Here is a 22,307-nt window from a genome sequence, read left to right on the forward strand (position 1 = left end):
AATTTATTATCAATTATTAAAACCTCAAAAATGAAAAAAACAATTTTAGCTATTGCTTTTGTAGCAATTGGAGCAGTTTCTTGTAAAACTGAAAAGGAGAAAACAGCTGTTAATGACCAAATTGCAGAAGTAGCAAAAACAGAAAATATTATTAATGCTTACAAAGCGAATGTTGCTGAATCTACTGTAAACTGGAAAGGAGAAAAACCTACAGGATCTCATGTTGGAGTAGTTAGTTTAGAAAAAGGAACTATAGAAATTGAAAACGGACTTGTAAAGTCTGGTGAATTTGTTATTGATATGAATTCAATTTCTTGTACAGACTTAGAAGCAGGAAAAGGTAAAGAAGATTTAGAAGGACACCTAAAAAATGGTGATTTCTTTGATGTTGAAAAATTCCCAACTGCTAAATTTGAAGTTTCTAGCTCTGAATTAAAAGACGGAAAAGTACACGTTACTGGTAACTTAACTCTTAGAGATGTAACAAAAAGTATTACTATTCCTGCTACAGTTACTGAAGCTGATAACATGGTAGTATTTAAAAGTGATGCTTTTAGTATTGACAGAACTGACTTTGGTGTAACTTACAAGTCTAAGAAAATTGATGCTGCATTAAAAGACAAATTCATTTACGACTTAATGGAGATTTCTTTTGAAGTTAACGCTCAAAAATAATTTTAGCTTTTAATAGCTAAACAAAAAAATGGTTGACAATTGTCAACCATTTTTTTTATGCTTTGATAAATTCTTCTACCTCAAATAATTCTTTAAAATGCTTTAGAATTTTTTCTTTAACCTCTTGTTCCGATATTTTTCTTCCCAACTCAACTTCCATAGAAGTTACCGCTTTTCCACGGATTCCGCAGGGAATGATGTTGTCAAAATATCCTAAGTTAGCGTTTACATTTAGAGCAAAACCATGCATGGTTACCCATCTACTAGCTCTAATACCCATAGCACAAATTTTTCTTGCAAATGGTGTTCCTACATCTAGCCAAACTCCTGTTTCTCCTTCACTTCTTTCTCCTTTTAAACCATATTCTGCTATGGTTAAAATAATAGCTTCTTCTAACAAACGTAAATACTTATGAATATCAGTAAAGAAATTCTCTAAATCTAGAATAGGATACCCAACTATTTGTCCTGGTCCGTGATAAGTAATATCTCCTCCTCTATTAATTTTATAAAAAGTAGCTCCCTTTTCTTTCAGCTTTTCATCAGTCAATAATAAATTGCTAATATCTCCTGATTTTCCCAAGGTATATACATGAGGATGTTCAACAAATAAAAAGTGATTTGGAGTCACAATTTCACTTTCTCCGTTCCTCTTTTCTCTCTTTAAAGAAACTATCTCATCCAATAAGTTTGTTTGATAATCCCACGTTTCTTTGTAATCTTTTCTTCCTAGATCACTGATTCTTATTTTTTTATTCATAAATTAGACTTCTGAATAGCCCTACAAAGGTAGGGAAAATTAAACTTTTGCTGTTATAAATAAGACCTTTCAATTATTAAAATTATGCCTAACAAAACCCTCATTCTTTTTTTTCTTATTTTTTCCCTTTCAGTAACCAGTTTGTTTTCACAACAATTATGGACTAAAGTATATAAAGAAAAAATTACCCAACAGAAAAAAGAAATATTTGGTACCAGAACCAACCCCAAAGAATACATTCTGATGAGTTTAGATCTAGAAGGATTTAAAAATACTCTAGCTAGTGTTCAATCAAAAAGTACTACTTCTACTAAAACTATCGAATTACCAAATTCAGACGGAACACTGAAAAGGTTTTCTATTAAAGAGACATCTTATTTAGCTTCTGGATTAGCCGAAAAATTTCCTATGATAAAATCTTACTCTGCTACGAGTATTGATGATTCTTCTTCTTCTGCTAAAATCAGTATTGGTACAGATGGTGTTCATATTATTATCTTTTCAACTAACAAAAACACCTTATACATAGATCCTTACACTAAGGATAAAAGAGAATATATCATTTACAAAAAAAGTAGTGTTTCTTCTCCTAAAGATAATTTTGAATGTAAGGTTGAAGATACATATCAACAAAAAACTACATCTCTTAAAAGAAGCTATGCTAACGACGGAAAACTACGAACTTTTAGAATGGCTATAGCATGTACTGGTGAATACGCTCAATTCCATTTGAATAGACAAGGAACTTCTCCATCTGCCTCAGATGCAGAAAAAAAAGCAGTCGTCTTATCTGCCATGAATACAACAATGACACGTGTAAATGGTATTTATGAAAAAGATCTTGCTGTAAGAATGATTATTGTTGCTAACAATGACAGCTTAATATTTTTAGATGCTGACACTGATGGACTTTCAAATGACAATGCTAATAATTTAATTGATGAAAGTCAGAGTAAATGTGATAACATCATCGGTAATGCTAATTATGATATCGGACACACCTTTAGCACTGGTGGTGGTGGACTAGCTAGTTTAGCATCAGTATGCGAAACTAACTATAAAGCCCAAGGAATCACAGGTAGTAGCCAACCTGTAAATGATACTTACGATATAGATTATGTAGCTCATGAAGTTGGACATCAATTTGGAGCTACCCACACATTTAACAATTCTTGTGATGGTAATAGAAGCAGCTCTACTGCTGTAGAACCTGGAAGTGGTTCTACAATTATGGCATATGCTGGAATCTGTTCTCCTAATGTACAGAATGTAAGTGATGATTATTTTCATACAGTAAGCATCAATCAAATGTGGAACCATGTACAAGGAATTGGTAGTTGTGCTACTTTATCTGATACAGGTAATACTGCTCCTACAGCTAATGCTGGAAATGATGTAAGTATTCCTAAATCTACTCCATTTGTTTTAAAAGGACAAGCTACAGATGTAAATGGAACCGCTTCTTTGACCTATACTTGGGAGCAAATTGATAATGAAACAGCAACCATGTCTCCTCTACCTACTAACACTGGAGGACCAATGTTTAGATCTATAGCTCCTTCTTCATCTTTAGACAGGTATATGCCTGCACTTTCGACAGTAATAAGCGGTAATACCTCAACTACTTGGGAAGTTCTTCCTTCTGTAGCAAGAGACTTAAATTTTGCATTTACGGTAAGAGACAACCATTCTGGAGGAGGTAGTTCTGCTAGAGATGATATGAAAATCACAGTTGTAGATACTGAACCTTTTGCTATAACAAACCCAAGCTCACTAGTATCATGGGGAACTGGCGCTACAGAAACAATTACTTGGAATAAAGGTACTACACATCTAGCTCCTATTAATTGTACAAAAGTAAATATTAGACTTTCAATAGATGGCGGTCTTACCTTTCCTATCCTATTAAAAGCAAATACAGATAATGATGGTTCTGAAGATATTGTTATCCCAGACAACCCAACTACTAAAGCAAGAATATTAGTTGAAGCAGCGGACAATATTTTTTACAATGTAAACAACACCAATTTTACCATATTCCCTGCTGAGCCTACCTTTTCAATTTCCAATACTACAGGAGACATGTCGGTATGCAACAAAGGAACTAACGAGCTTGTTTTTGATTTTGACTACAAAGCTTTATATGGCTTCACTGAAACAGTGAGTCTTTCTTATTCTGGAGCTCCAACAAACTCAAACATTACACTGAGCACCACTACTTTGAATACTAGTGGAAAGTTTACATTAACCGTAACAAATCTTACCAATGTAACAAAAGGAGATTATACAATTACCGTTACAGCGACTTCTCCTTCAACAACTAAATCAGTGAATATACTTCTAAACGTAAATGATACTCTTTGTAATTCTTCTGGTAATACAGAATCACAAGTTAGCATTACCAATGTAAAATTTAACAGTATCGACTATAACTCAACAAAAACAACAGGTTATTCTGATTTTACAGCTGAAAGTACACAAATAGTTCGAGGTGAAAGCTACGATTTAACAACTACCATTAATACTGATGGAAGTAGTACTATTAAAACATTTGCTTGGATAGATTGGAATCAGAACTGTACCTTTGATAATGATGAAACTTACGAAGTAATATCAAACACCGTTACTATAACAGTTCCTGAAAATGCTCCTCTAGGCTCAACAATAATGAGGGTTTCTACAAGGCCTGATACTAACCCTAATTCTTGTAATACAAACTTTAATGGTGAAGTAGAAGATTATACAGTTACTGTTGAAGAAAGTTTTGCTACTAATAATACATTATTTAACGATCTTCAAATATACCCTATCCCATCTAATGGAATACTTACAGTGAACTTTACCGTAAAAGATAAAAACTCAACAATTATTAAATTATTTGACTTTAAAGGAAGATTAATTGAAACTCAACAATTTTCTACTATTTCAAGTGTATTTAACAAAGAGGTTCAGTTTAACAAAAGAGCTAGTGGGTTTTACTTTATGCAAATTGAAAATGCAGGTAAAATAGTAACAAAAAAAATAGCTATTCAGTAAAATACTTTAAAATAAAAAAGCGAGCAAAATTGCTCGCTTTTTTATTTTTGTAACTATTGATTTGTTAATCTTGTTTATGAATTCCTTTTTTTGTGTAATTTTACCGTCCTTGAACTGGTAACGCCAGTGATATAAAAACCTTTATTACACAAATAATTATGCACGTAGCAATTGCCGGAAACATTGGCGCAGGAAAGACCACATTAACTAAATTATTAGCAAAACATTACAATTGGGAACCTCATTTTGAATCTGTTGATGAAAACCCTTACTTAGATGATTTTTACGCTGAAATGGAACGTTGGTCTTTTAACCTACAAGTATATTTTTTGAACAGCCGTTTCCGTCAAGTGTTAGAGTTACGTAAATCTGGTAGAAAAATAATTCAAGATAGAACTATTTACGAAGATGCTCATATTTTTGCCCCTAACTTACATGCAATGGGGTTAATGACCAATAGAGATTTTAGTAATTACTCTTCGTTATTTGAATTGATGGAGAACCTAGTAACTCCTCCTGATTTATTAATTTATTTACGCGCAGATATTTCTACATTAGTAGGACAAATACACAAACGTGGCAGAGAATACGAAAACTCTATCAGCATTGATTATTTAAGTCGATTAAATGAACGCTACGAAGCCTGGATTAGCCAGTATGATAAGGGAAAATTATTAATTATTGATGTTGATAATTTAGATTTTGTAGACAACCAAGAAGACTTAGGATATGTTATTGATAGAATTGACGCTCAAATAAACGGATTATTTTAATCCTCTTCTAAATTCACTCAATAAGATTGCTGTAGCTGTGGCTACATTTAAACTCTCAGTTTGCTGCAAATCACCAAACCTTGGGATGGTTAACGCATGCTCTACTATTTTGGCTATTTCAGAAGAAATTCCATTAGCTTCATTACCCATTACTAAGACAGCTTTTTTTGGTAATGAAGATGAATATACATTTTTACCTTCCATATCTGCAGTAAAAACAGGCAACTTACAATTGGATAAAAACTCTTGTAAATCTACATACGTAATATTCACTCTTGTTAGAGAACCCATGGTAGATTGCACTACTTTTTGATTATAACAATCAACCGTATTTTTAGAACATACCAATTCAGTAACACCAAACCAATCACACAAACGGATAATAGTTCCTAAGTTTCCAGGATCGTTAACCCCATCTAAAGCTACCATAAAGCTATCCTGGATAATTTCTTTTTCCTTTGGAATCTTAAACAACCCTAAAACTTTATTCGGACTTTTTAAAGTACTTACCTTTTTCAGTTCATTTTCTGAAATTGAAGTAACCTCTATATTTTTCAAAGGCTTAAAAGATTCATCTGTAGAAAACAACTGTTCTACCTCTAATGAAGATGCTAATAATTCGTTTATGACTTTTACCCCTTCAGCTACAAACAATTGATACTTTTGTCTATACTTTTTTTGCTGTAAACTAGTTATTAACTTTATGTTGCTTTTAGATAAATTCATTAAATTATTTTTAACACTCTAAAACCACTAAAAAATAGTATTTTTGATGTTTAATACGAGGCGTAAAGTTAATGAAAAAACTTTCTTTCTTCTTTTTATTAGTAGTCTTATTCAGTTCATGCAGTACGATTAAATATGTTAAAGAAAATGAGTTATTGCTAGCCAAAAACACTGTATACATCGACAGTGTTAAAAACTCAAGTATAGATATTTCTGAATTACTAATGCAACGACCTAACGCTAAGGCTTTAGGTGTACCTTTATCGTTACATTTTTATAACCTTGGTAATCCTGAAGCTCCAAAAACTCCGAGTGAATGGGGTAAAAAACATATAAAAACTTATAACTTTTTTAAAGACGTTTTTTCAGAAAAACAAAGTATTTCTGTTGCTAAAACTTTTATTGGTTTTAACAATTGGTTCTTAAAAAGCGGGCAAGCACCAATCATTATCGATGATATAAAAACCAAGAGAACTGTAGGCAATTTAAAAGCTTATTATCAAACAGAAGGGTATTTTAGAGCTACGGTCACCTCAAAGAAAGATACTATTGGAAAGAGAAAAGGTGCTATAACTTATCACATTACAAAAGGGAACCCTTCATATTTAGACTCTATTAAAACCTTTATTACCTCACCAGTTTTAGATTCGCTATACCAACTAACTAAAGAGAATAGTTATTTAAAATCAGGAGACCACTATAAAAATGAAAATTTTATTAAAGAAGCTAATCGTTTAGTTAAGCTTTTTAGAAATAAAGGTATCTATCATTTTAATGAAAATTACATCTCTTTTGATAATGACACTTTAAAAAACTATGAAAAAACGGATGTAGATATTAATATTTCTGATAAGATAGAACCTTTCCAAATTCAGAAAATAAAAAAAGTTAATGTATACACCGATTATACCTATAATAGAAGAAATAATCCTCATAAAGATAGTGTAAGTTATAATGGAATTAATTTTTACGCACACCGTAAATTAAAATACAATCCTAAATACTTATCGCAATCGTTGTTTGTAAAACCCAATACAGTATATAGTGATTCTTTAAGAAATTTAACCCGTACTCATTTAAGAGGATTAAAAAACTTTAAAGCAACCTCTATTCGATATAATGAATTGAGTAGCAATGAGCTTGAAACAAATATTTATTTGACTCCTATTGAAAAATATACTCTTGGTTTTGAAACAGAGCTATCTCGCTCAAATATTCGTAATTTCGATGTATCACTAAAGTTTTCAATAACCAATAGAAACACCTTTAAAGGCGCGGAAATTTTTAAGTTTTCTACTTTCGGTTCATATTTTAATTCTAACAATGGACCTGGTTGGGAAGTTGGTTCTGATATTTCATTAGAAGTACCTCGATTTATGACTCCTTTTGGATTGAATAAATTAATACCTAAACGAATGTTTCCTAGAACCAAATTTTATGCAGGAGGGGGGATCCAAAAAAACATAGCCTTAGATAAGCAAAATATTTCTGTAGGTATTAATTACAAGTGGAATTACAATAATAAAAAATCAATTGAATTAGAACTTCTAAACACTCAATATATTAGAAATTTAAATGTTAATAATTACTTTACTATTTACAATTCGGAGTATCGAAAATTAGACGAAGTTGCAACAGCTTACGATCCTTCTTACACTTTACCTAATAATACTATTGGAAATTACAATCAAATTGTAGCATTTGTAAGAAACGTTCTTACTGATGAATCTTTCGCTTCTTCAAATCCAACTGAATATCAAAATACTCTTAACATTGCTAATAGGTTCAACATTATAACCTCAGATTTTTTGATTCCAGAGATTGCCTACAGCTATACATATAACAATAGGGCAAACATTAAAGATGCTAGCTTTTCATTTTTCAAATTAAGGATAGCTAATTCTGGAAATGTTATGGGACTTTTATCTAAAACCTCTAACAGTTTAGGACAAAAAACAGTATTTAAAATCCCTATTGCTCAATATTTCAAAACTGATATCGAATACAAAAAGTATTGGGATTTGGGTGACAATAATGTTTTAGCACACAGAACCTTTTTAGGAGCAATTGTTACCTATGACAATTCAGACATCCCTTTTTCTAGAAGCTATTTTGCCGGGGGGTCTAATGATATTAGAGCATGGAGAACATACGATTTAGGTCCTGGTACCAGGAGTCCTGTGTTAGAATATAACATAGGAAGTTTAAAATTTTTAACCAGTTTTGAGTATCGTTTTGATGTTTTAGGCTCTTTAAAAGGTGCTCTTTTTGTTGATGCTGGAAATATTTGGGATATCACCAATTCGGATTTTGTAGATGATGCTGCTAAATTTAATGGTATAAAATCGTTAAAAGATATGGCTGTTGCAACTGGTTTTGGTGCTCGTTATGACTTTAAATTCCTTGTTGCTCGATTAGATTTAGGTTTTAAAGTTCACGAACCCTACCTAACTGGTAATGGATGGTTTCAAAACTTCAATTTCTCTCGTTCTGTACTTAATATTGGGATTAATTACCCATTCTAACAAAGTACTTTCTATCAAAAATTTATCACAACTTATATAAAAAAGTGTAGATTTGTTCCCTAATTTTGTAACATACAACTAATAAAAAATAAAAAATGATTAAACCTGGAGTTGCCACCGGAAAAGAAGTTCAAGAAATTTTTGAATTAGCAAAGCAAAAAGGCTTCGCTTTACCAGCTGTTAATGTTGTAGGATCTAACACTATTAATACTGTTTTAGAAACAGCTAAAGAACTTAACTCGCCTGTAATTATCCAGTTCTCTAATGGAGGTGCTCAATTTAACGCAGGTAAAGGCTTATCAAACGAAAACGAGAAAGCGGCCATTGCTGGTGCAGTCGCAGGTGCAAAACACATACACTTATTAGCAGAGGCATATGGCATTCCTGTTATTTTACATACCGATCATGCTGCAAAAAAATTATTACCTTGGATTGACGGTTTATTAGATGCTAGTGAGCAGTTTTATAAAGAAACAGGAAAACCTCTATACAGTTCTCACATGATTGATTTAAGTGAAGAACCTTTAGAAGAAAACATCGAGATTTGTAAAGAATATCTTGCTCGTATGAGTAAAATGGGAATGACTTTAGAAATTGAATTAGGAATTACTGGAGGTGAAGAAGATGGTGTTGACAATACTGATGTTGATAGCTCAAAATTATACACACAACCAGAAGAAGTAGCCTTTGCTTATGAAGAGCTGATGAAAATTAGCTCTCAATTCACTATTGCTGCAGCTTTTGGAAATGTACATGGAGTATACAAACCAGGAAACGTAAAATTAACTCCGAAAATCTTAAAGAATTCTCAGGAATATATTTCAGAAAAATATAATGTTCCTCACAACACTATTGATTTTGTTTTTCATGGAGGATCAGGATCTACTTTAGAGGAAATTCGTGAAGCTATAAGCTACGGAGTTATTAAAATGAATATTGATACAGATTTACAATATGCATTTACTGAAGGTGTTCGTGATTATATGAAAGAAAAATCTGCATATTTGCAATCTCAAATTGGTAATCCAGAAGGAGACGATGTTCCTAATAAAAAATATTACGATCCTCGTAAATGGTTACGCGAAGGAGAACAAACTTTTAAAGCGCGATTAATAAAAGCTTTTGAAGATTTAAATAATGTTAATACCTTGTAACATTCTTTTGAAAAAGAAAACCAAACAACTAAAGAATAAAAAACTAAATTATGGCTTGGTTTAAACGTACAGATAAAGGGATTCAAACCCCTACCGAAGAAAAAAAAGACACCCCAAAAGGCTTGTGGTATAAAACCCCAAGCGGTAAGATAATTGACACAGACGAACTTAAAAAAAACTTATATGTAAGCCCTGAAGATGGGTATCATGTACGTATTGGAAGTAAAGAATATTTTGAATTATTTTTTGATGACAATAAGTTCGAAGAATTAAATCCTAAATTAACAGCAAAAGATCCGTTAAAATTTGAGGATACCAAGAAATACCCAGACCGTTTAAAAGAAGTACAAAAGAAAACAGGATTAAAAGATGCTGTTCGTACTGCAGTTGGTAAATCAATGGGTAAAGATTTGGTAGTTGCTTCGATGGATTTTTCTTTTATTGGAGGATCTATGGGTAGTGTTGTTGGTGAAAAAATAGCACGCGCTATTGATTATTCAATTGAAAACAACATTCCGTTTTTAATGATTTCAAAATCAGGAGGAGCTCGTATGATGGAAGCTTCTTTATCCTTAATGCAATTAGCAAAAACCTCTGTTAAATTGGCACAATTAGCAAAAGCTAAAATCCCATACGTTTCATTATGTACAGATCCTACTACAGGAGGAACTACAGCATCATTTGCAATGTTAGGAGATATCAATATTGCTGAACCAAATGCTTTAATTGCCTTTGCAGGACCTCGTGTAGTTAAAGATACCACTGGTAAAGACTTGCCAGAAGGATTCCAACGTTCAGAATTCTTATTAGAGCATGGTTTCTTAGATGCTATTTACGAACGAAAAGATTTAAAAAAACAGGTGAATTTGTATTTAGATTTAATACAAAACCAACCTGTAAGAGCATAATCAAAAAGCTAGCCTTTGCTAGCTTTTTTTGCTTTTTATTATTTTCAATACTTCGAGTTTATCAATCAAAAAAATAATTGTACATTTGCAACTTCAATGTAAATGCATTGAGTACATAATAATCATTTAAATAATATTGGCATGTATTTAACAAAAGAAGTTAAAGAACAAATCTTCGCAAAACACGGTAAGGGAGCAAATGATACTGGTACTGCAGAAGGTCAAATCGCGTTATTTACGCACAGAATTAACCACTTAACTGAGCACTTAAAAAGAAATCGTAAAGATTTTAACACAGAGCGCTCGTTAGTACGTATGGTAGGTAAGCGTAGAAGCTTGTTAGATTATCTAAAGAAAAAAGAAATTAACAGATATCGTGCGATTATTAAAGAATTAGGAATTAGAAAATAATTCTACAAAAAAAGAGGCTCTATAAACGTGCCTCTTTTTTATTTTTACATGAAATTTATTTCTGACTAACAAACAGAAATTTATATATAAAAAGCTCAAAATTACTAACAACAATTTTGATTTTTCCATTGGAGCAACAACAACACAACAACAAACAAAAACGAATTAAAATTTAGAAGAATTAATTTATGATTCCAAAAGTATTTAACCAAGTCATTGAACTTGGAGATGGAAGAACCATTACATTAGAAACAGGAAAATTAGCAAAACAAGCAGATGGTTCTGTTGTTGTAAGAATGGGAGATACAATGTTATTAGCAACAGTTGTATCAGCAAGAACAGCAAATCCAGGTATTGACTTTTTACCATTAACGGTAGATTACCGTGAAAAATTTGCTGCTGCAGGACGTTACCCTGGTGGGTTTATGAAACGTGAAGCAAGACCAAGTAATGACGAAATTTTAACGATGCGTTTAGTCGATCGTGTATTGCGTCCATTATTTCCAAAAGATTATCACGCAGAAACTCAAGTGATGATTCAATTAATGTCTCATGACGAAGAGGTAATGCCAGATGCTTTAGCTGGTTTAGCTGCCTCTGCCGCAATTCAATTATCAGACATTCCTTTTGAAACACCAATTTCTGAAGTACGTGTAGCAAGAATTAACGGAGAGTTTGTTATCAACCCTAGCTATACACAATTACAAGAAGCCGACATTGATATGATGATTGGTGCTTCTGCCGATTCTGTTGCCATGGTAGAAGGTGAAATGAAAGAAATTTCAGAAGAAGAGATGGCAGATGCAATTAAGTTTGCACACGAAGCTATTAAAATACAATGTGCTGCTCAGGTTGCTTTGGCTGAAGCTGTTGGTAAAAAAGAAACTCGTGAATATGAAGGAGAAAGAGAAGATGAAGAATTAGCTCAAAAAATTCACGAAGCTGCATATCAAAAATGTTATGATATTGCAAAAAAAGGAACTTCTAAACAAGAAAGAGGGTTGGCTTTTTCTGAAGTTAAAGAAGAGGTTACTGCAATGTTTACCGAAGAAGAATTAGAAGAATACGGAGATTTAATTGGTAAATACTTTAGCAAAGCTCACAAAACAGCTGTTAGAGATTTAACTTTAAATGAAGGTTTACGTTTAGATGGACGTACAACTACAGATATTAGACCTATTTGGTGTGAAGTAGATTATTTACCTAGAACCCATGGTTCATCAATCTTTACACGTGGAGAAACTCAAGCATTAGCAACAGTTACCTTAGGTACTTCTAGAGATGCTAATATGTTAGACTCTCCAACATTACAAGGTGAAGAAAAGTTTTATTTACACTATAACTTCCCTCCTTTTTCAACAGGAGAAGCACGCCCTTTAAGAGGAACGTCTCGTCGTGAAATTGGTCATGGTAACTTAGCTCAAAGAGCTTTAAAAGGTATGATTCCTGAAGACTGTCCTTACACAGTACGTGTGGTTTCTGAAGTATTAGAGTCTAACGGGTCATCATCTATGGCAACTGTTTGTTCTGGTACTATGGCGTTAATGGATGCTGGAGTTCAAATGAAAAAACCAGTTTCAGGTATCGCTATGGGATTAATTTCTGACGGTGAGCGCTATGCTGTATTATCTGATATTTTAGGAGATGAAGATCACTTAGGTGATATGGACTTTAAAGTGACTGGTACTGCCGATGGTATTACTGCTTGTCAAATGGATATTAAAATCAAAGGATTAAGTTACGAGATTTTAGTGAACGCCTTAAAACAAGCTCGCGATGGTCGTTTACACATTTTAGAGAAATTGACTGATGCTATCGCTACTCCAAATGCAGATGTGAAGCCTCACGCTCCTAAGATGGTTAACAGAGTTATTCCTAACGATTTAATTGGTGCGTTTATCGGACCACAAGGAAAACACATTCAAGAATTACAAAAGGAAACTGAAACTACTATTGTAATTAACGAAGACCCTGTTACTGAAGAGGGAATCGTTGAGATTTTAGGAACAAATCAAGAAGGGATTGATAAAGTTATCGCTCGTATTGAGTCTATGATGTTTAAACCTGAAAAAGGTTCTGTTTATGAAGTAAAAGTAGTAAAATTATTAGATTTTGGTGCCGTTGTTGAATATACAGAAGCTCCAGGAAATGAAGTATTATTACATGTTAGCGAATTAGCTTGGGAACGCACAAACAATGTAACTGATGTTGTTAACTTAGGAGATATTATTGATGTAAAATACTTTGGTATAGACCCAAAAACTCGTAAGGAAAAAGTTTCTCGAAAGGCCTTATTACCAAAACCAGAAGGTTATGTAGCAAGACCACCTAGAGATAACAATAAAGACAATAGAGGTCGCGATAATCGTAACCGCGATAATCGTCGTGATGACAGAAAACCTAGAGAAGATAAAAAAGAGGCTTAATATTCTTTTTATTATACAACAAAAAAGCAACCAAATTGGTTGCTTTTTTGTTTCATATAAGTAAGCTTCAAAAATATTTTAAAAAAGTAAGGCTGCTAAAAATAGCAGCCTTATACTTAGAGTTGTTGTTTCAGATCATTCCCCAATAATCATATAAAAAATCTTACTCTATAAAGAAATCCAATACTATAACAGCTTAAAAATAAAATACCCTACCTTTTTTTTAGAAATTATTTAAATAAAAATATCTTTTTTTAGCTTTTCTTTTTTTAGTTTTAGTTTTCTTTGCATCCCATTCATGAAAATACAACGAATCACATATATTTCAATAGGAACCAATCAAGGTGATAAGCTTGCCAATATTCAACAAGCAATCAACTTAATTGCCGATAAAGTAGGAGCTGTATTAAAGGTAGCATCCGTTTATGAAACTGCCTCATGGGGATTCGATAGCAACAATTTTTACAATACTTGTATTAAGGTTTCAACATATCTACCTCCTGAACAATTAATAGTTAGGCTTCTTTCTATTGAAAAAGAATTAGGAAGAACTCGAAAAAGTACTGATGGATATTCAGACAGATTAATTGATTTAGATATTTTATTATTTGATGATGAAATTATCTTCTCAAAAACGTTAATTATTCCACACCCTAGAATGCTTGAACGCAAATTTGCGTTAGTTCCCTTAGTTGAAATTGCTCGTAATGTTATTCATCCTATAGAGAAAAAGCATTTATATATCTGTTTAGAGAACTGTTCTGATACTTCAGATATTACTAAACTTAATGTTACATTAAAAAGACCTATTCCTATTACTGAGAAGTATAATTATATTGCTATTGAGGGAAATATTGGTGCTGGAAAAACATCATTAGCCAACATGATGTCTGATGAGTTTAATGCTAAGATTGTATTAGAACGTTTTGCTGATAATCCTTTTTTACCAAAGTTTTATAACGACAACGAACGTTATGCTTTCCCTTTAGAAATGAGCTTTTTGGCAGATCGTTACCAACAATTGTCTGATGATTTAGCTCAATTTGATTTGTTTAAAAACTTCATTGTTTCTGATTACTATATTTTTAAATCACTAATTTTTGCCCAAGTAACCTTACATAGTGATGAATATAAACTATACAGAAAAATGTTTGATTTGATGTACAAAGAAATTACGAAACCCGATTTGTATGTGTATTTATATCAAAATACTGACCGCTTATTAGAAAACATTAAAAAACGCGGACGTGATTACGAACAAAATATAGAAGCAAGTTACTTACAAAAAATTCATGATGGTTACAGCAATTTTATTAAAACACAACCTGATTTAAATATTTTAATTATTGATGTTTCTGAATTAGATTTTGTAAACAACTCTAATGACTACGAAACAATTATTAATAAAATAAAAAACTACAACGCATAAAAAAAGCAGCTTTAAAGCTGCTTTTTTTATTTTTGAATTAACTCTAGTTTCTCTGCAAAGTAGTCACAAAAATCGCGCATGGTAGCACTCATTTTTTCATCATTTGTGGCTCTTTCAAACGAATTTGCCATAGACACCAAGGTTTGATGAAAAAATTGCTTCATTTCATCTACAGGCATGTCTTTGGTCCATAAATCCATACGTAATGTATCTTTTTGTTTATGATCCCAAACAGATAGCATAATTGCTTTTGATGCTTCATCTTTTATACCTCCATCTTCTGCATTCCAAGAAATTTCTTCTGGAATCTTGTTTTCGTCTAATCCTACTTTAAATGTGATTTTCGATGTATGTTTAACCGCCATTATCTCTTTGGTTTGTATCCTGAATTTTTGAAGATTTCCTCTTCACTTGTTTGTAATAATTGATGCAAAGATACGTCATTCTTTTGCATATATGAACGTACAATTTGCCAGCCTATCCACTCTCCTATTCTTCCAGGAGATTGATTATCTTCTTCCAAATAAAACTTAGAAAAAGGTGCCAAATCTAAAAAACGTTTATCTACATCTTTACTTGTGCTATACAACAAATCTTTTTCTATAAAATACTTCCAAATTTGCTCTTCATTATTTTTAGCCCAATCTAGTTTTGTTTGTGAATACCCTATCTTAATAGCATCAGGAATAGCTGGTAGATAAGCATCTAATAAGTACATCTTTTTTCCACGATAAATCATTTTGTCAATAAAACTTCTCGCCCTACTAGGTAACATTTGTTTACCTACAATAGATTTTGCAACATCTACCACAATATGCTTTTTTGTATTGTTCTGCTTTACATACTCTGGGTAGTCATTATAAAACTCATGCTGGTTTCCTAAATATGCATCTAAAGAAATTAACAACAAACTATCGGTATACACAATTCTGTTATTATAATCAATATTAGTTAACATCGTAACTACCTTCGGACTCACAAACCTCGGATTGTAGTATTTTACATGTTTGAATAATGATGTTAACTGCTCTTTTTCTTCTGTGATATCAGAAAAAACTTTTTGTGTTTCTGCAAACAACTCTTGTTCATCTTTGCTATTTATTTTATTTATCCAAACACTGTCGGGTTGTGGAGGAAACAACATTGGATACTTTTCTTTTATCTTAAAAAGATTATTGGGTTTAGTGTTGTAAAAATCAATATCAAAACGTTCTAAATCTATAGTAACTTTAATAGTTGATACATCAACATCTAATTTATTGCTTTCTTCTTTTTTACATGAAAAGCAGACAATAACTAAGGCAAACAACGCTAAAAATTTTCTCATGAACTTTAGTATATTTACATTCTAAATTACAACGTCGAAATTACTAAATTAGTTTTTATCACTTTATGATAAACTCTTAAAATATCTCAAATAATGAATACACCTAAAGTTGCTGAACATATTGTAAATTGGTTGAAAGAATATGCTACTAATGCCAAAGTTAATGGTTTTGTTGTAGGTATTTCAGGCGGAATAGATAGCGCAGTTACCTCAACTTTATGTGCAAAAACAGGATTACCAACTTTATGTGTTGAGTTACCTATTCATCAAGCTAAAAACCAAGTAAGTAGAGCTAATGAACATATTAAGCAATTAAAAAATCGCTTTGACAATGTAAGCGAAGCTGAAGTTAATTTAACCTCTACTTTTGAAAATTTCAAAACTGTAGTTCCTAGCTTTGAATCTACTGCAAAGCTCGATTTAGCTTTGGCTAATACTCGTGCTCGATTGCGTATGACAACTTTATACTATTTTGCTGGCTTACATGGTTTATTAGTTGCTGGCACTGGGAATAAAGTGGAAGATTTTGGAGTAGGTTTTTTCACTAAATATGGAGATGGTGGTGTAGATTTAAGTCCGATTGCCGATTTAGTAAAGTCAGAAGTATATGAATTAGCTACTTATTTAGAAGTACCTACTTCTATACAAAAAGCACAACCAACCGATGGTTTGTTTGGAGACAGCAGAACAGACGAAGATCAAATTGGAGCATCATATGATGAGTTGGAATGGGCAATGCAAATGAAAGATGCCGGAAAAACAGTAGAAGACTTCTCTGGTAGAGATTTAGAAGTATATAAAATATACACTCGTCTCAACCGAATTAATCAGCATAAGATGGTTCCAATTCCTATTTGTAAAATTCCTAATAATTTAAAGTAAGTTAACTGACATCATTTGACGCTTAATTCTTTGGTAAGCACGTTTTTTATGTCCGTTAGATATATTAAAAGGTAGTAATACAAGCAGCCTTAGCAGCTCTAAAATCTGTAGCAACTTTCTCATTTTTCTTTGATTTCTAATTCTTTTCGCGAGTAAAGTTACAAAAAAAACGTTAATAACCTTAAATTATTAAGATTTTGTCAATTTATTAATCTTAAATAACACGGTTTAACTTTTCAAAAAGACGCTTTTTTAACCCCGTATAGTTGGCTATTTCTTCCAAATTAGGTACTGTACTTTGTTCTTGGCTTTCTTGTAGCATTTCTTTAATCTTTTCTTCAATTAAAACTCTACGCAAATTTAAAACCGCGTCTGAAACCAACTTCGGAAGTATTTTTATTGTTTCTGTTACAAAAACTTCTTTACGTTCCCAATCACTTAAATTGTACTTTTCTTCATCCATCAAAATATTAGTTACCAAACTAGATATTTGTGGATTTTCGTGCATTACCAATTGATCTATAGATATTTTTTCATCTTGATTTAACTGGTGAATCAATTCGTAATACGTTAATTTAAATATTTCATTGGTAAACTCAATTTCATCTTCTTGCAAATTTAAATACAACTCATTAGAAACACTATTTTGATATTCTTCTTTTTCCAAAAACGAACGTCCTCTTTCATCAACAGCTTCCACCCAGTTTACAAAATCAACTATCTCATTACCGTACAACAATAATATTCTTATGATTTCCTTTTCAAGAATATTTAATTGATTGATACTTTGTTGCAATTTTCCTTTCCCTCCTTTTACAAGTCCCATTACGGCTTGTTCTTGCTCGTGGAAGTACTCAGGTGGTGGTTGATTAGAATCTTGTCCTACGTTACTTCTCTTGGTAGCTACTGCTCCTTTTTTTAATAACTGAGCAAGTTCACTAAACAAAACTCGTTCAGAAATATCCATAATACGTGCACACTCTTGCACGTATACCTCTCGTTGAATTCCATCGGGGATTTTAGAAATACTGGTAACTATATCACGAATTAAACCTGCTTTTTTCACAGGATCATTCGCTGCTTCTTTCATTAATAATGAAACTTTAAACTCAATAAAGTCTTGCGATTTCTCTTGTAAATATTGCTTTAATTCAGTAGTAGAATGTGCTTTGGCAAAACTATCAGGATCTTCTCCTTCAGGAAAAGTAACCACCTTCACATTCATTCCTTGTTCAAGAATTAAATCAATTCCGCGTAACGATGCTCTAATTCCTGCTGCATCACCATCAAAAAGTACTGTAATATTTTGTGTTAACCTGTTTATTAATCGTATTTGATCAGGTGTTAATGCTGTACCAGAAGAGGCAACCACATTTTCAATTCCTGATTGGTGAAATGAGATGACATCGGTATATCCTTCTACTAAAAAACAATTATCTTCTTTCGCTATTTCTTTTTTAGCTTGGTATAATCCATATAAGATTTTGCTTTTATGATAGATATCACTCTCAGGTGAGTTTAAATATTTTGCTGCTTTTTTATCATTAGTAAGTATCCTTCCTCCAAATCCCAAAATACGCCCTGACATACTATGAATAGGAAACATCACACGACCTTTAAAACGATCAAACTTCTTATCTTCTGCTCCTCCTTCTTTTACAATAGTAAGCCCTGTAGATTTTAAGTATTTTAAATCAAACCCTTTGGCTAAAGCTGCCTTGGTAAAGTTATCCCATTCGTCTTTACAGTATCCTAAATCGAATTTTTCAATCGTATCTTCTCTAAATCCACGCTCTTTAAAATAAGACAACCCAATAGCTCTTCCGTTTTGCGTGTTCATCAACACATCGTGAAAGTAATCTTTGGCAAATTTTGAAACCAAAAACATACTTTCTCGTTCATTCATCTGCTGTTTTTGCTCATCAGACTGTTCGGTTTCTTCAATTTCAATATTGTACTTTTCTGCCAACCAACGTATTGCTTCCGGATACGTATAATGCTCGTGTTCCATTAAAAAAGAAATTGCATTTCCTCCTTTTCCTGTACTAAAATCTTTCCAGATTTGTTTTACAGGTGACACCATAAATGAAGGAGTACGTTCATCAGTAAAAGGACTTAACCCTTTAAAGTTACTTCCAGATTTTTTTAACTGTACAAACTCTCCTATCACCTCCTCTACACGGACGCTCTCAAAAACTTTATCAATGGTTTGTTGGGTAATCATATACTATGCAAATACAGCAAACAAATATACTAGTTTTAAAAGTTCTCTTGTAAATAAAGAAAACTCTTAGCGAAATTAATTTGCTAAAAACATTAAAATATATAATTTTGGCAAAAATTCCCCTTTTTATGAAAGCAATTACCCCTTTTTATTTCGCATTGTTATTTTCATTCAATGCTTTTTCTCAAGAAACCATTAGAATTCCTGACATTGGTTTGGAAGAATGTTTGGTAAATTTAAAAATTGATTCAAACGGTTTAAACGGAAATATCACTATTAGTGATGCCGAATATGTTACTAATTTGAACGTTGACGATCCTGTTACCAATAAGAATTTACCTAATGTTTATTCAAAAATTAAGGATTTAACTGGTTTAGAAAGCTTCCCTAACTTAAAACGTTTGGATTGCTACGATAATGAAATTACAAAAATGGATTTGTCTCAAAGCTCATCAATAAGCTTTTTAAATTGTAGTAAGAACAAAATTGGACGTTTAGACGTTAGCAAAAATCCCAACTTAACTTATATTAGTTGTGACAGTAACAAAATGAGTTCATTAATTCTTGGAGAAAACACAAACCTAGAAAGTTTATACGCTAGTTTTAACAAACTTACTACGTTAGATGTGTCGAACTGCCCAAACCTTGTAAGCATGGATGTTACTGGCAATAATATTAAAACGATTATTGTTAGTGAAGAACAACTAGCTAACATTCCTCAAGGATGGTATAAAGACGAAAAAACCACATATGCTACTAGTAGTGGTGCTGTAACTGACAAAAAGGTAGTAGTAGAAAAAACTACGGCAAAAGTTGAGGAAAAACCTGCTAAGGTTGAAAGTCCAGTAGAAAAGTATACTGAAAGTTTTAAACAATTGATTGTTTCTGAGTATGAAAAAAGTGTGTTAAACGAAACATATTTAAAACAGATTAAGGAAGAGCTTACCAATAAATACAAAATTGACAACACTGAACTTACTGATTGGATACAACGATACAGTAAACTCCCTAAAGCTGAGTAAAAATAATATTTAAAACAAAAAGCCATCAAATTTTATTTGATGGCTTTTTTAGTTTATTAAACATCTTAAATTAAGAAGCTGCTCTTAATTTTTTTAATGCTGATTTTGTCAATTTAGCCTCAGCGTACTCTTTTGTTACCCTGAATTTTTTTTCATCAGAACTTGGTATCTCAAACATTGCATCGGTTAATATCGCCTCACATAATGAACGTAATCCACGCGCTCCTAACTTATACTCTACAGCTTTACCTACGATAAATTCTAATGTTTCTTCAGTCATTGAAAATTCAACATCATCCATCGAAAACAATTTGGTATACTGTTTAATAATAGAATTTTTAGGCTCTGTTAAAATAGCACGTAATGTTTCTGCATCTAGCGGGTTCATATAACTCAAGACAGGTAAACGACCTATGATTTCAGGAATTAGTCCGAACGATTTTAAATCAGAAGGAATAATATACTGTAATAAGTTTTCTTGATCTATTTTGTCTTCTTCTACAGAGGCTCCATACCCAACAGCTTGCATATTTAAACGCTTGCTAATAATTCTATCAATTCCTGAAAAAGCACCTCCAGCAATGAATAAAATATCTTTAGTATTTACCTCAATAAATTTTTGCTCTGGGTGTTTTCTTCCTCCTTTAGGAGCTACATTTACTACTGCACCTTCTAATAACTTAAGTAAAGCTTGCTGTACTCCTTCACCAGATACATCACGAGTTATTGACGGATTATCACCTTTGCGAGCGATTTTATCTATTTCATCAATAAATACAATTCCTCTTTCTGCCTTTTCAACATCATAATCAGCAGCTTGAAGCAAACGACTTAAAATACTTTCAACATCTTCACCTACATAACCTGCTTGTGTTAAAACAGTAGCATCAACAATTGAAAACGGTACATTTAACATTTTTGCAATGGTACGTGCTACCAATGTTTTACCTGTACCTGTTTCTCCAACTAAAACAATATTCGACTTTTCTATTTCTACCTCGTCTGCATCGCCTCTGGTTTGCAACAATCTTTTATAGTGATTGTATACTGCTACCGACATTGCTTTTTTGGTTTCATCTTGACCAATAATATACTGATCTAAAAAAGCTTTAATTTCTTTTGGTTTTTTTAGGGTAAGATCTTTTGATAAATCACTTGTTCTAGCTTCTGCTATTTCCTCTTCTACAATTCCATGTGCCTGCTCAATACATTTATCACATATATGAGCATCTAAACCTGCGATTAACAAATCGGTTTCAGGTTTTTTACGACCACAAAAGGAACATTGTAAATTTTCTTCTTTCGACATCTTATCAGCTTATTGCTAATAGCTATAATAGCTATTAGCTGTTAATTTATTTTCTAGTTAAAATTTCATCTACCATTCCGTAAACTTTCGCTTCTTCTGCTTTCATCCAATAATCTCTATCAGAATCTTTGTTTACTTTTTCTACAGCTTGACCAGAATGCTTTGCAATGATTTGATATAACTCGTCTTTTAACTTTAAGATTTCACGAGCTGTAATTTCAATATCAGATGCTTGTCCTTGTGCTCCTCCTAATGGTTGATGAATCATGATACGAGAATGTGGTAGCGCTGAACGTTTTCCTTTCTCTCCAGCACACATTAACACTGCTCCCATAGAAGCTGCCATACCTGTACAAATAGTTGCTACATCTGGCTTAATGAACTGCATTGTATCATAAATACCTAAACCAGCATATACACCACCTCCTGGTGAATTGATATAAATTGAAATATCTTTTGAAGCATCTACACTTTCTAAAAACAATAATTGTGCTTGAATTATATTAGCTACTTGATCGTTAATACCTGTACCTAAAAAGATAATTCTATCCATCATTAAACGAGAAAAAACATCCATTTGTGTAATGTTCATTTGACGTTCTTCCATAATGTATGGCGTTAAGCTACTAGTAATTTTTCCGTAGTAGTTACTATTTATTCCGTGGTGCTTTGTTGCGTATTTCTCGAACTCTTTTCCGTAATCCATTTAAAAATGTTTTT

General features: G+C 32.3%; 18 protein-coding genes. 11 read left to right on the forward strand and 7 right to left on the reverse strand.

Annotation, left to right across the window (positions count from 1 at the left end; genetic code table 11):
• Window positions 1-30 precede the first annotated feature (30 nt).
• On the forward strand, window positions 31-675 hold the full coding sequence (locus tag DFQ07_RS03100) for a YceI family protein (RefSeq protein WP_133534807.1): 645 nt from the start codon (window positions 31-33) through the stop codon (window positions 673-675).
• 55 nt (window positions 676-730) lie between these two features.
• On the opposite strand, the gene lipB is transcribed toward DFQ07_RS03100, so the two are convergent.
• The gene (gene lipB, locus DFQ07_RS03105; RefSeq protein ID WP_133534808.1) at window positions 731-1,435 is read right to left on the reverse strand and encodes a lipoyl(octanoyl) transferase LipB; all 705 of its coding nucleotides are present in this window, start codon (window positions 1,433-1,435) and stop codon (window positions 731-733) included.
• Window positions 1,436-1,519: 84 nt separating this feature from the next.
• Between lipB and DFQ07_RS03110 the strand changes: the two genes are divergently transcribed.
• Both DFQ07_RS03110 and DFQ07_RS03115 read left to right on the forward strand, forming a co-directional pair.
• The gene (locus DFQ07_RS03110; protein ID WP_133534809.1) at window positions 1,520-4,471 is read left to right on the forward strand and encodes a reprolysin-like metallopeptidase; all 2,952 of its coding nucleotides are present in this window, start codon (window positions 1,520-1,522) and stop codon (window positions 4,469-4,471) included.
• A 158-nt stretch (window positions 4,472-4,629) separates the two neighbouring features.
• On the forward strand, window positions 4,630-5,244 hold the full coding sequence (locus DFQ07_RS03115; RefSeq protein WP_133534810.1) for a deoxynucleoside kinase: 615 nt from the start codon (window positions 4,630-4,632) through the stop codon (window positions 5,242-5,244).
• Here the strand turns inward: DFQ07_RS03115 and DFQ07_RS03120 are convergent.
• Window positions 5,236-5,970 carry a TrmH family RNA methyltransferase gene (locus DFQ07_RS03120; RefSeq protein WP_133534811.1) on the reverse strand — a complete coding sequence of 245 codons (735 nt, stop codon included), beginning with the start codon at window positions 5,968-5,970 and terminating at the stop codon, window positions 5,236-5,238. The genes DFQ07_RS03115 and DFQ07_RS03120 overlap by 9 nt on opposite strands.
• 71 nt (window positions 5,971-6,041) lie before the next feature.
• On the opposite strand from DFQ07_RS03120, the gene tamL reads away from it, so the two are divergent.
• The 6 genes from tamL (at window position 6,042) to folK (ending at window position 14,823) form a co-directional block, all read left to right on the forward strand.
• Window positions 6,042-8,495 (forward strand): translocation and assembly module lipoprotein TamL, encoded by a 2,454-nt coding sequence (gene tamL, locus DFQ07_RS03125; RefSeq protein WP_133534812.1) that lies wholly within the window; start codon window positions 6,042-6,044, stop codon window positions 8,493-8,495.
• Between the two features lie 95 nt (window positions 8,496-8,590).
• Window positions 8,591-9,649, forward strand: a complete 1,059-nt coding sequence (gene fbaA / locus DFQ07_RS03130) for a class II fructose-bisphosphate aldolase (protein WP_133534813.1) — start codon at window positions 8,591-8,593, stop codon at window positions 9,647-9,649.
• A 50-nt stretch (window positions 9,650-9,699) separates the two neighbouring features.
• On the forward strand, window positions 9,700-10,557 hold the full coding sequence (gene accD / locus DFQ07_RS03135; protein WP_133534814.1) for an acetyl-CoA carboxylase, carboxyltransferase subunit beta: 858 nt from the start codon (window positions 9,700-9,702) through the stop codon (window positions 10,555-10,557).
• 141 nt (window positions 10,558-10,698) lie between these two features.
• Window positions 10,699-10,968, forward strand: a complete 270-nt coding sequence (gene rpsO, locus DFQ07_RS03140; protein ID WP_133534815.1) for a 30S ribosomal protein S15 — start codon at window positions 10,699-10,701, stop codon at window positions 10,966-10,968.
• 188 nt (window positions 10,969-11,156) lie between these two features.
• A complete protein-coding gene (locus tag DFQ07_RS03145) occupies window positions 11,157-13,394 on the forward strand; it encodes a polyribonucleotide nucleotidyltransferase (protein ID WP_133534816.1) in 2,238 nt (745 codons plus the stop codon).
• Between the two features lie 298 nt (window positions 13,395-13,692).
• Window positions 13,693-14,823 carry a 2-amino-4-hydroxy-6-hydroxymethyldihydropteridine diphosphokinase gene (folK, locus tag DFQ07_RS03150; protein WP_133534817.1) on the forward strand — a complete coding sequence of 377 codons (1,131 nt, stop codon included), beginning with the start codon at window positions 13,693-13,695 and terminating at the stop codon, window positions 14,821-14,823.
• A 26-nt stretch (window positions 14,824-14,849) separates the two neighbouring features.
• On the opposite strand, the gene gldC is transcribed toward folK, so the two are convergent.
• Together gldC and gldB are read right to left on the reverse strand one after the other, a co-directional pair.
• Complete coding sequence (gene gldC / locus DFQ07_RS03155) at window positions 14,850-15,188, reverse strand: gliding motility protein GldC (protein ID WP_133534818.1); 339 nt, start codon at window positions 15,186-15,188, stop codon at window positions 14,850-14,852.
• The gene (gene gldB, locus DFQ07_RS03160; protein WP_133534819.1) at window positions 15,188-16,150 is read right to left on the reverse strand and encodes a gliding motility lipoprotein GldB; all 963 of its coding nucleotides are present in this window, start codon (window positions 16,148-16,150) and stop codon (window positions 15,188-15,190) included. Before gldB ends, gldC begins: the two co-directional genes overlap by 1 nt.
• Before the next feature lie 93 nt (window positions 16,151-16,243).
• Here gldB and nadE point away from each other — a divergent pair, with 93 nt between their 5' ends.
• Window positions 16,244-17,032, forward strand: coding sequence for an NAD(+) synthase (nadE, locus tag DFQ07_RS03165; protein WP_133534820.1), 789 nt, complete (start codon window positions 16,244-16,246; stop codon window positions 17,030-17,032).
• Window positions 17,033-17,246: 214 nt separating this feature from the next.
• Here the strand turns inward: nadE and dnaG are convergent, their stop codons facing one another.
• A complete protein-coding gene (gene dnaG, locus DFQ07_RS03170; RefSeq protein WP_133534821.1) occupies window positions 17,247-19,256 on the reverse strand; it encodes a DNA primase in 2,010 nt (669 codons plus the stop codon).
• A 128-nt stretch (window positions 19,257-19,384) separates the two neighbouring features.
• On the opposite strand from dnaG, the gene DFQ07_RS03175 reads away from it, so the two are divergent.
• On the forward strand, window positions 19,385-20,278 hold the full coding sequence (locus tag DFQ07_RS03175) for a leucine-rich repeat domain-containing protein (RefSeq protein ID WP_133534822.1): 894 nt from the start codon (window positions 19,385-19,387) through the stop codon (window positions 20,276-20,278).
• A gap of 70 nt (window positions 20,279-20,348) precedes the next feature.
• On the opposite strand, the gene clpX is transcribed toward DFQ07_RS03175, so the two are convergent.
• On the reverse strand, window positions 20,349-21,587 hold the full coding sequence (gene clpX, locus DFQ07_RS03180; RefSeq protein WP_133534823.1) for an ATP-dependent Clp protease ATP-binding subunit ClpX: 1,239 nt from the start codon (window positions 21,585-21,587) through the stop codon (window positions 20,349-20,351).
• A gap of 46 nt (window positions 21,588-21,633) precedes the next feature.
• On the reverse strand, window positions 21,634-22,293 hold the full coding sequence (gene clpP / locus DFQ07_RS03185) for an ATP-dependent Clp endopeptidase proteolytic subunit ClpP (RefSeq protein WP_133534824.1): 660 nt from the start codon (window positions 22,291-22,293) through the stop codon (window positions 21,634-21,636).
• Window positions 22,294-22,307: the final 14 nt, after the last annotated feature.

Source organism: Tenacibaculum caenipelagi (assembly GCF_004363005.1).
Lineage (GTDB): Bacteria > Bacteroidota > Bacteroidia > Flavobacteriales > Flavobacteriaceae > Polaribacter > Polaribacter caenipelagi.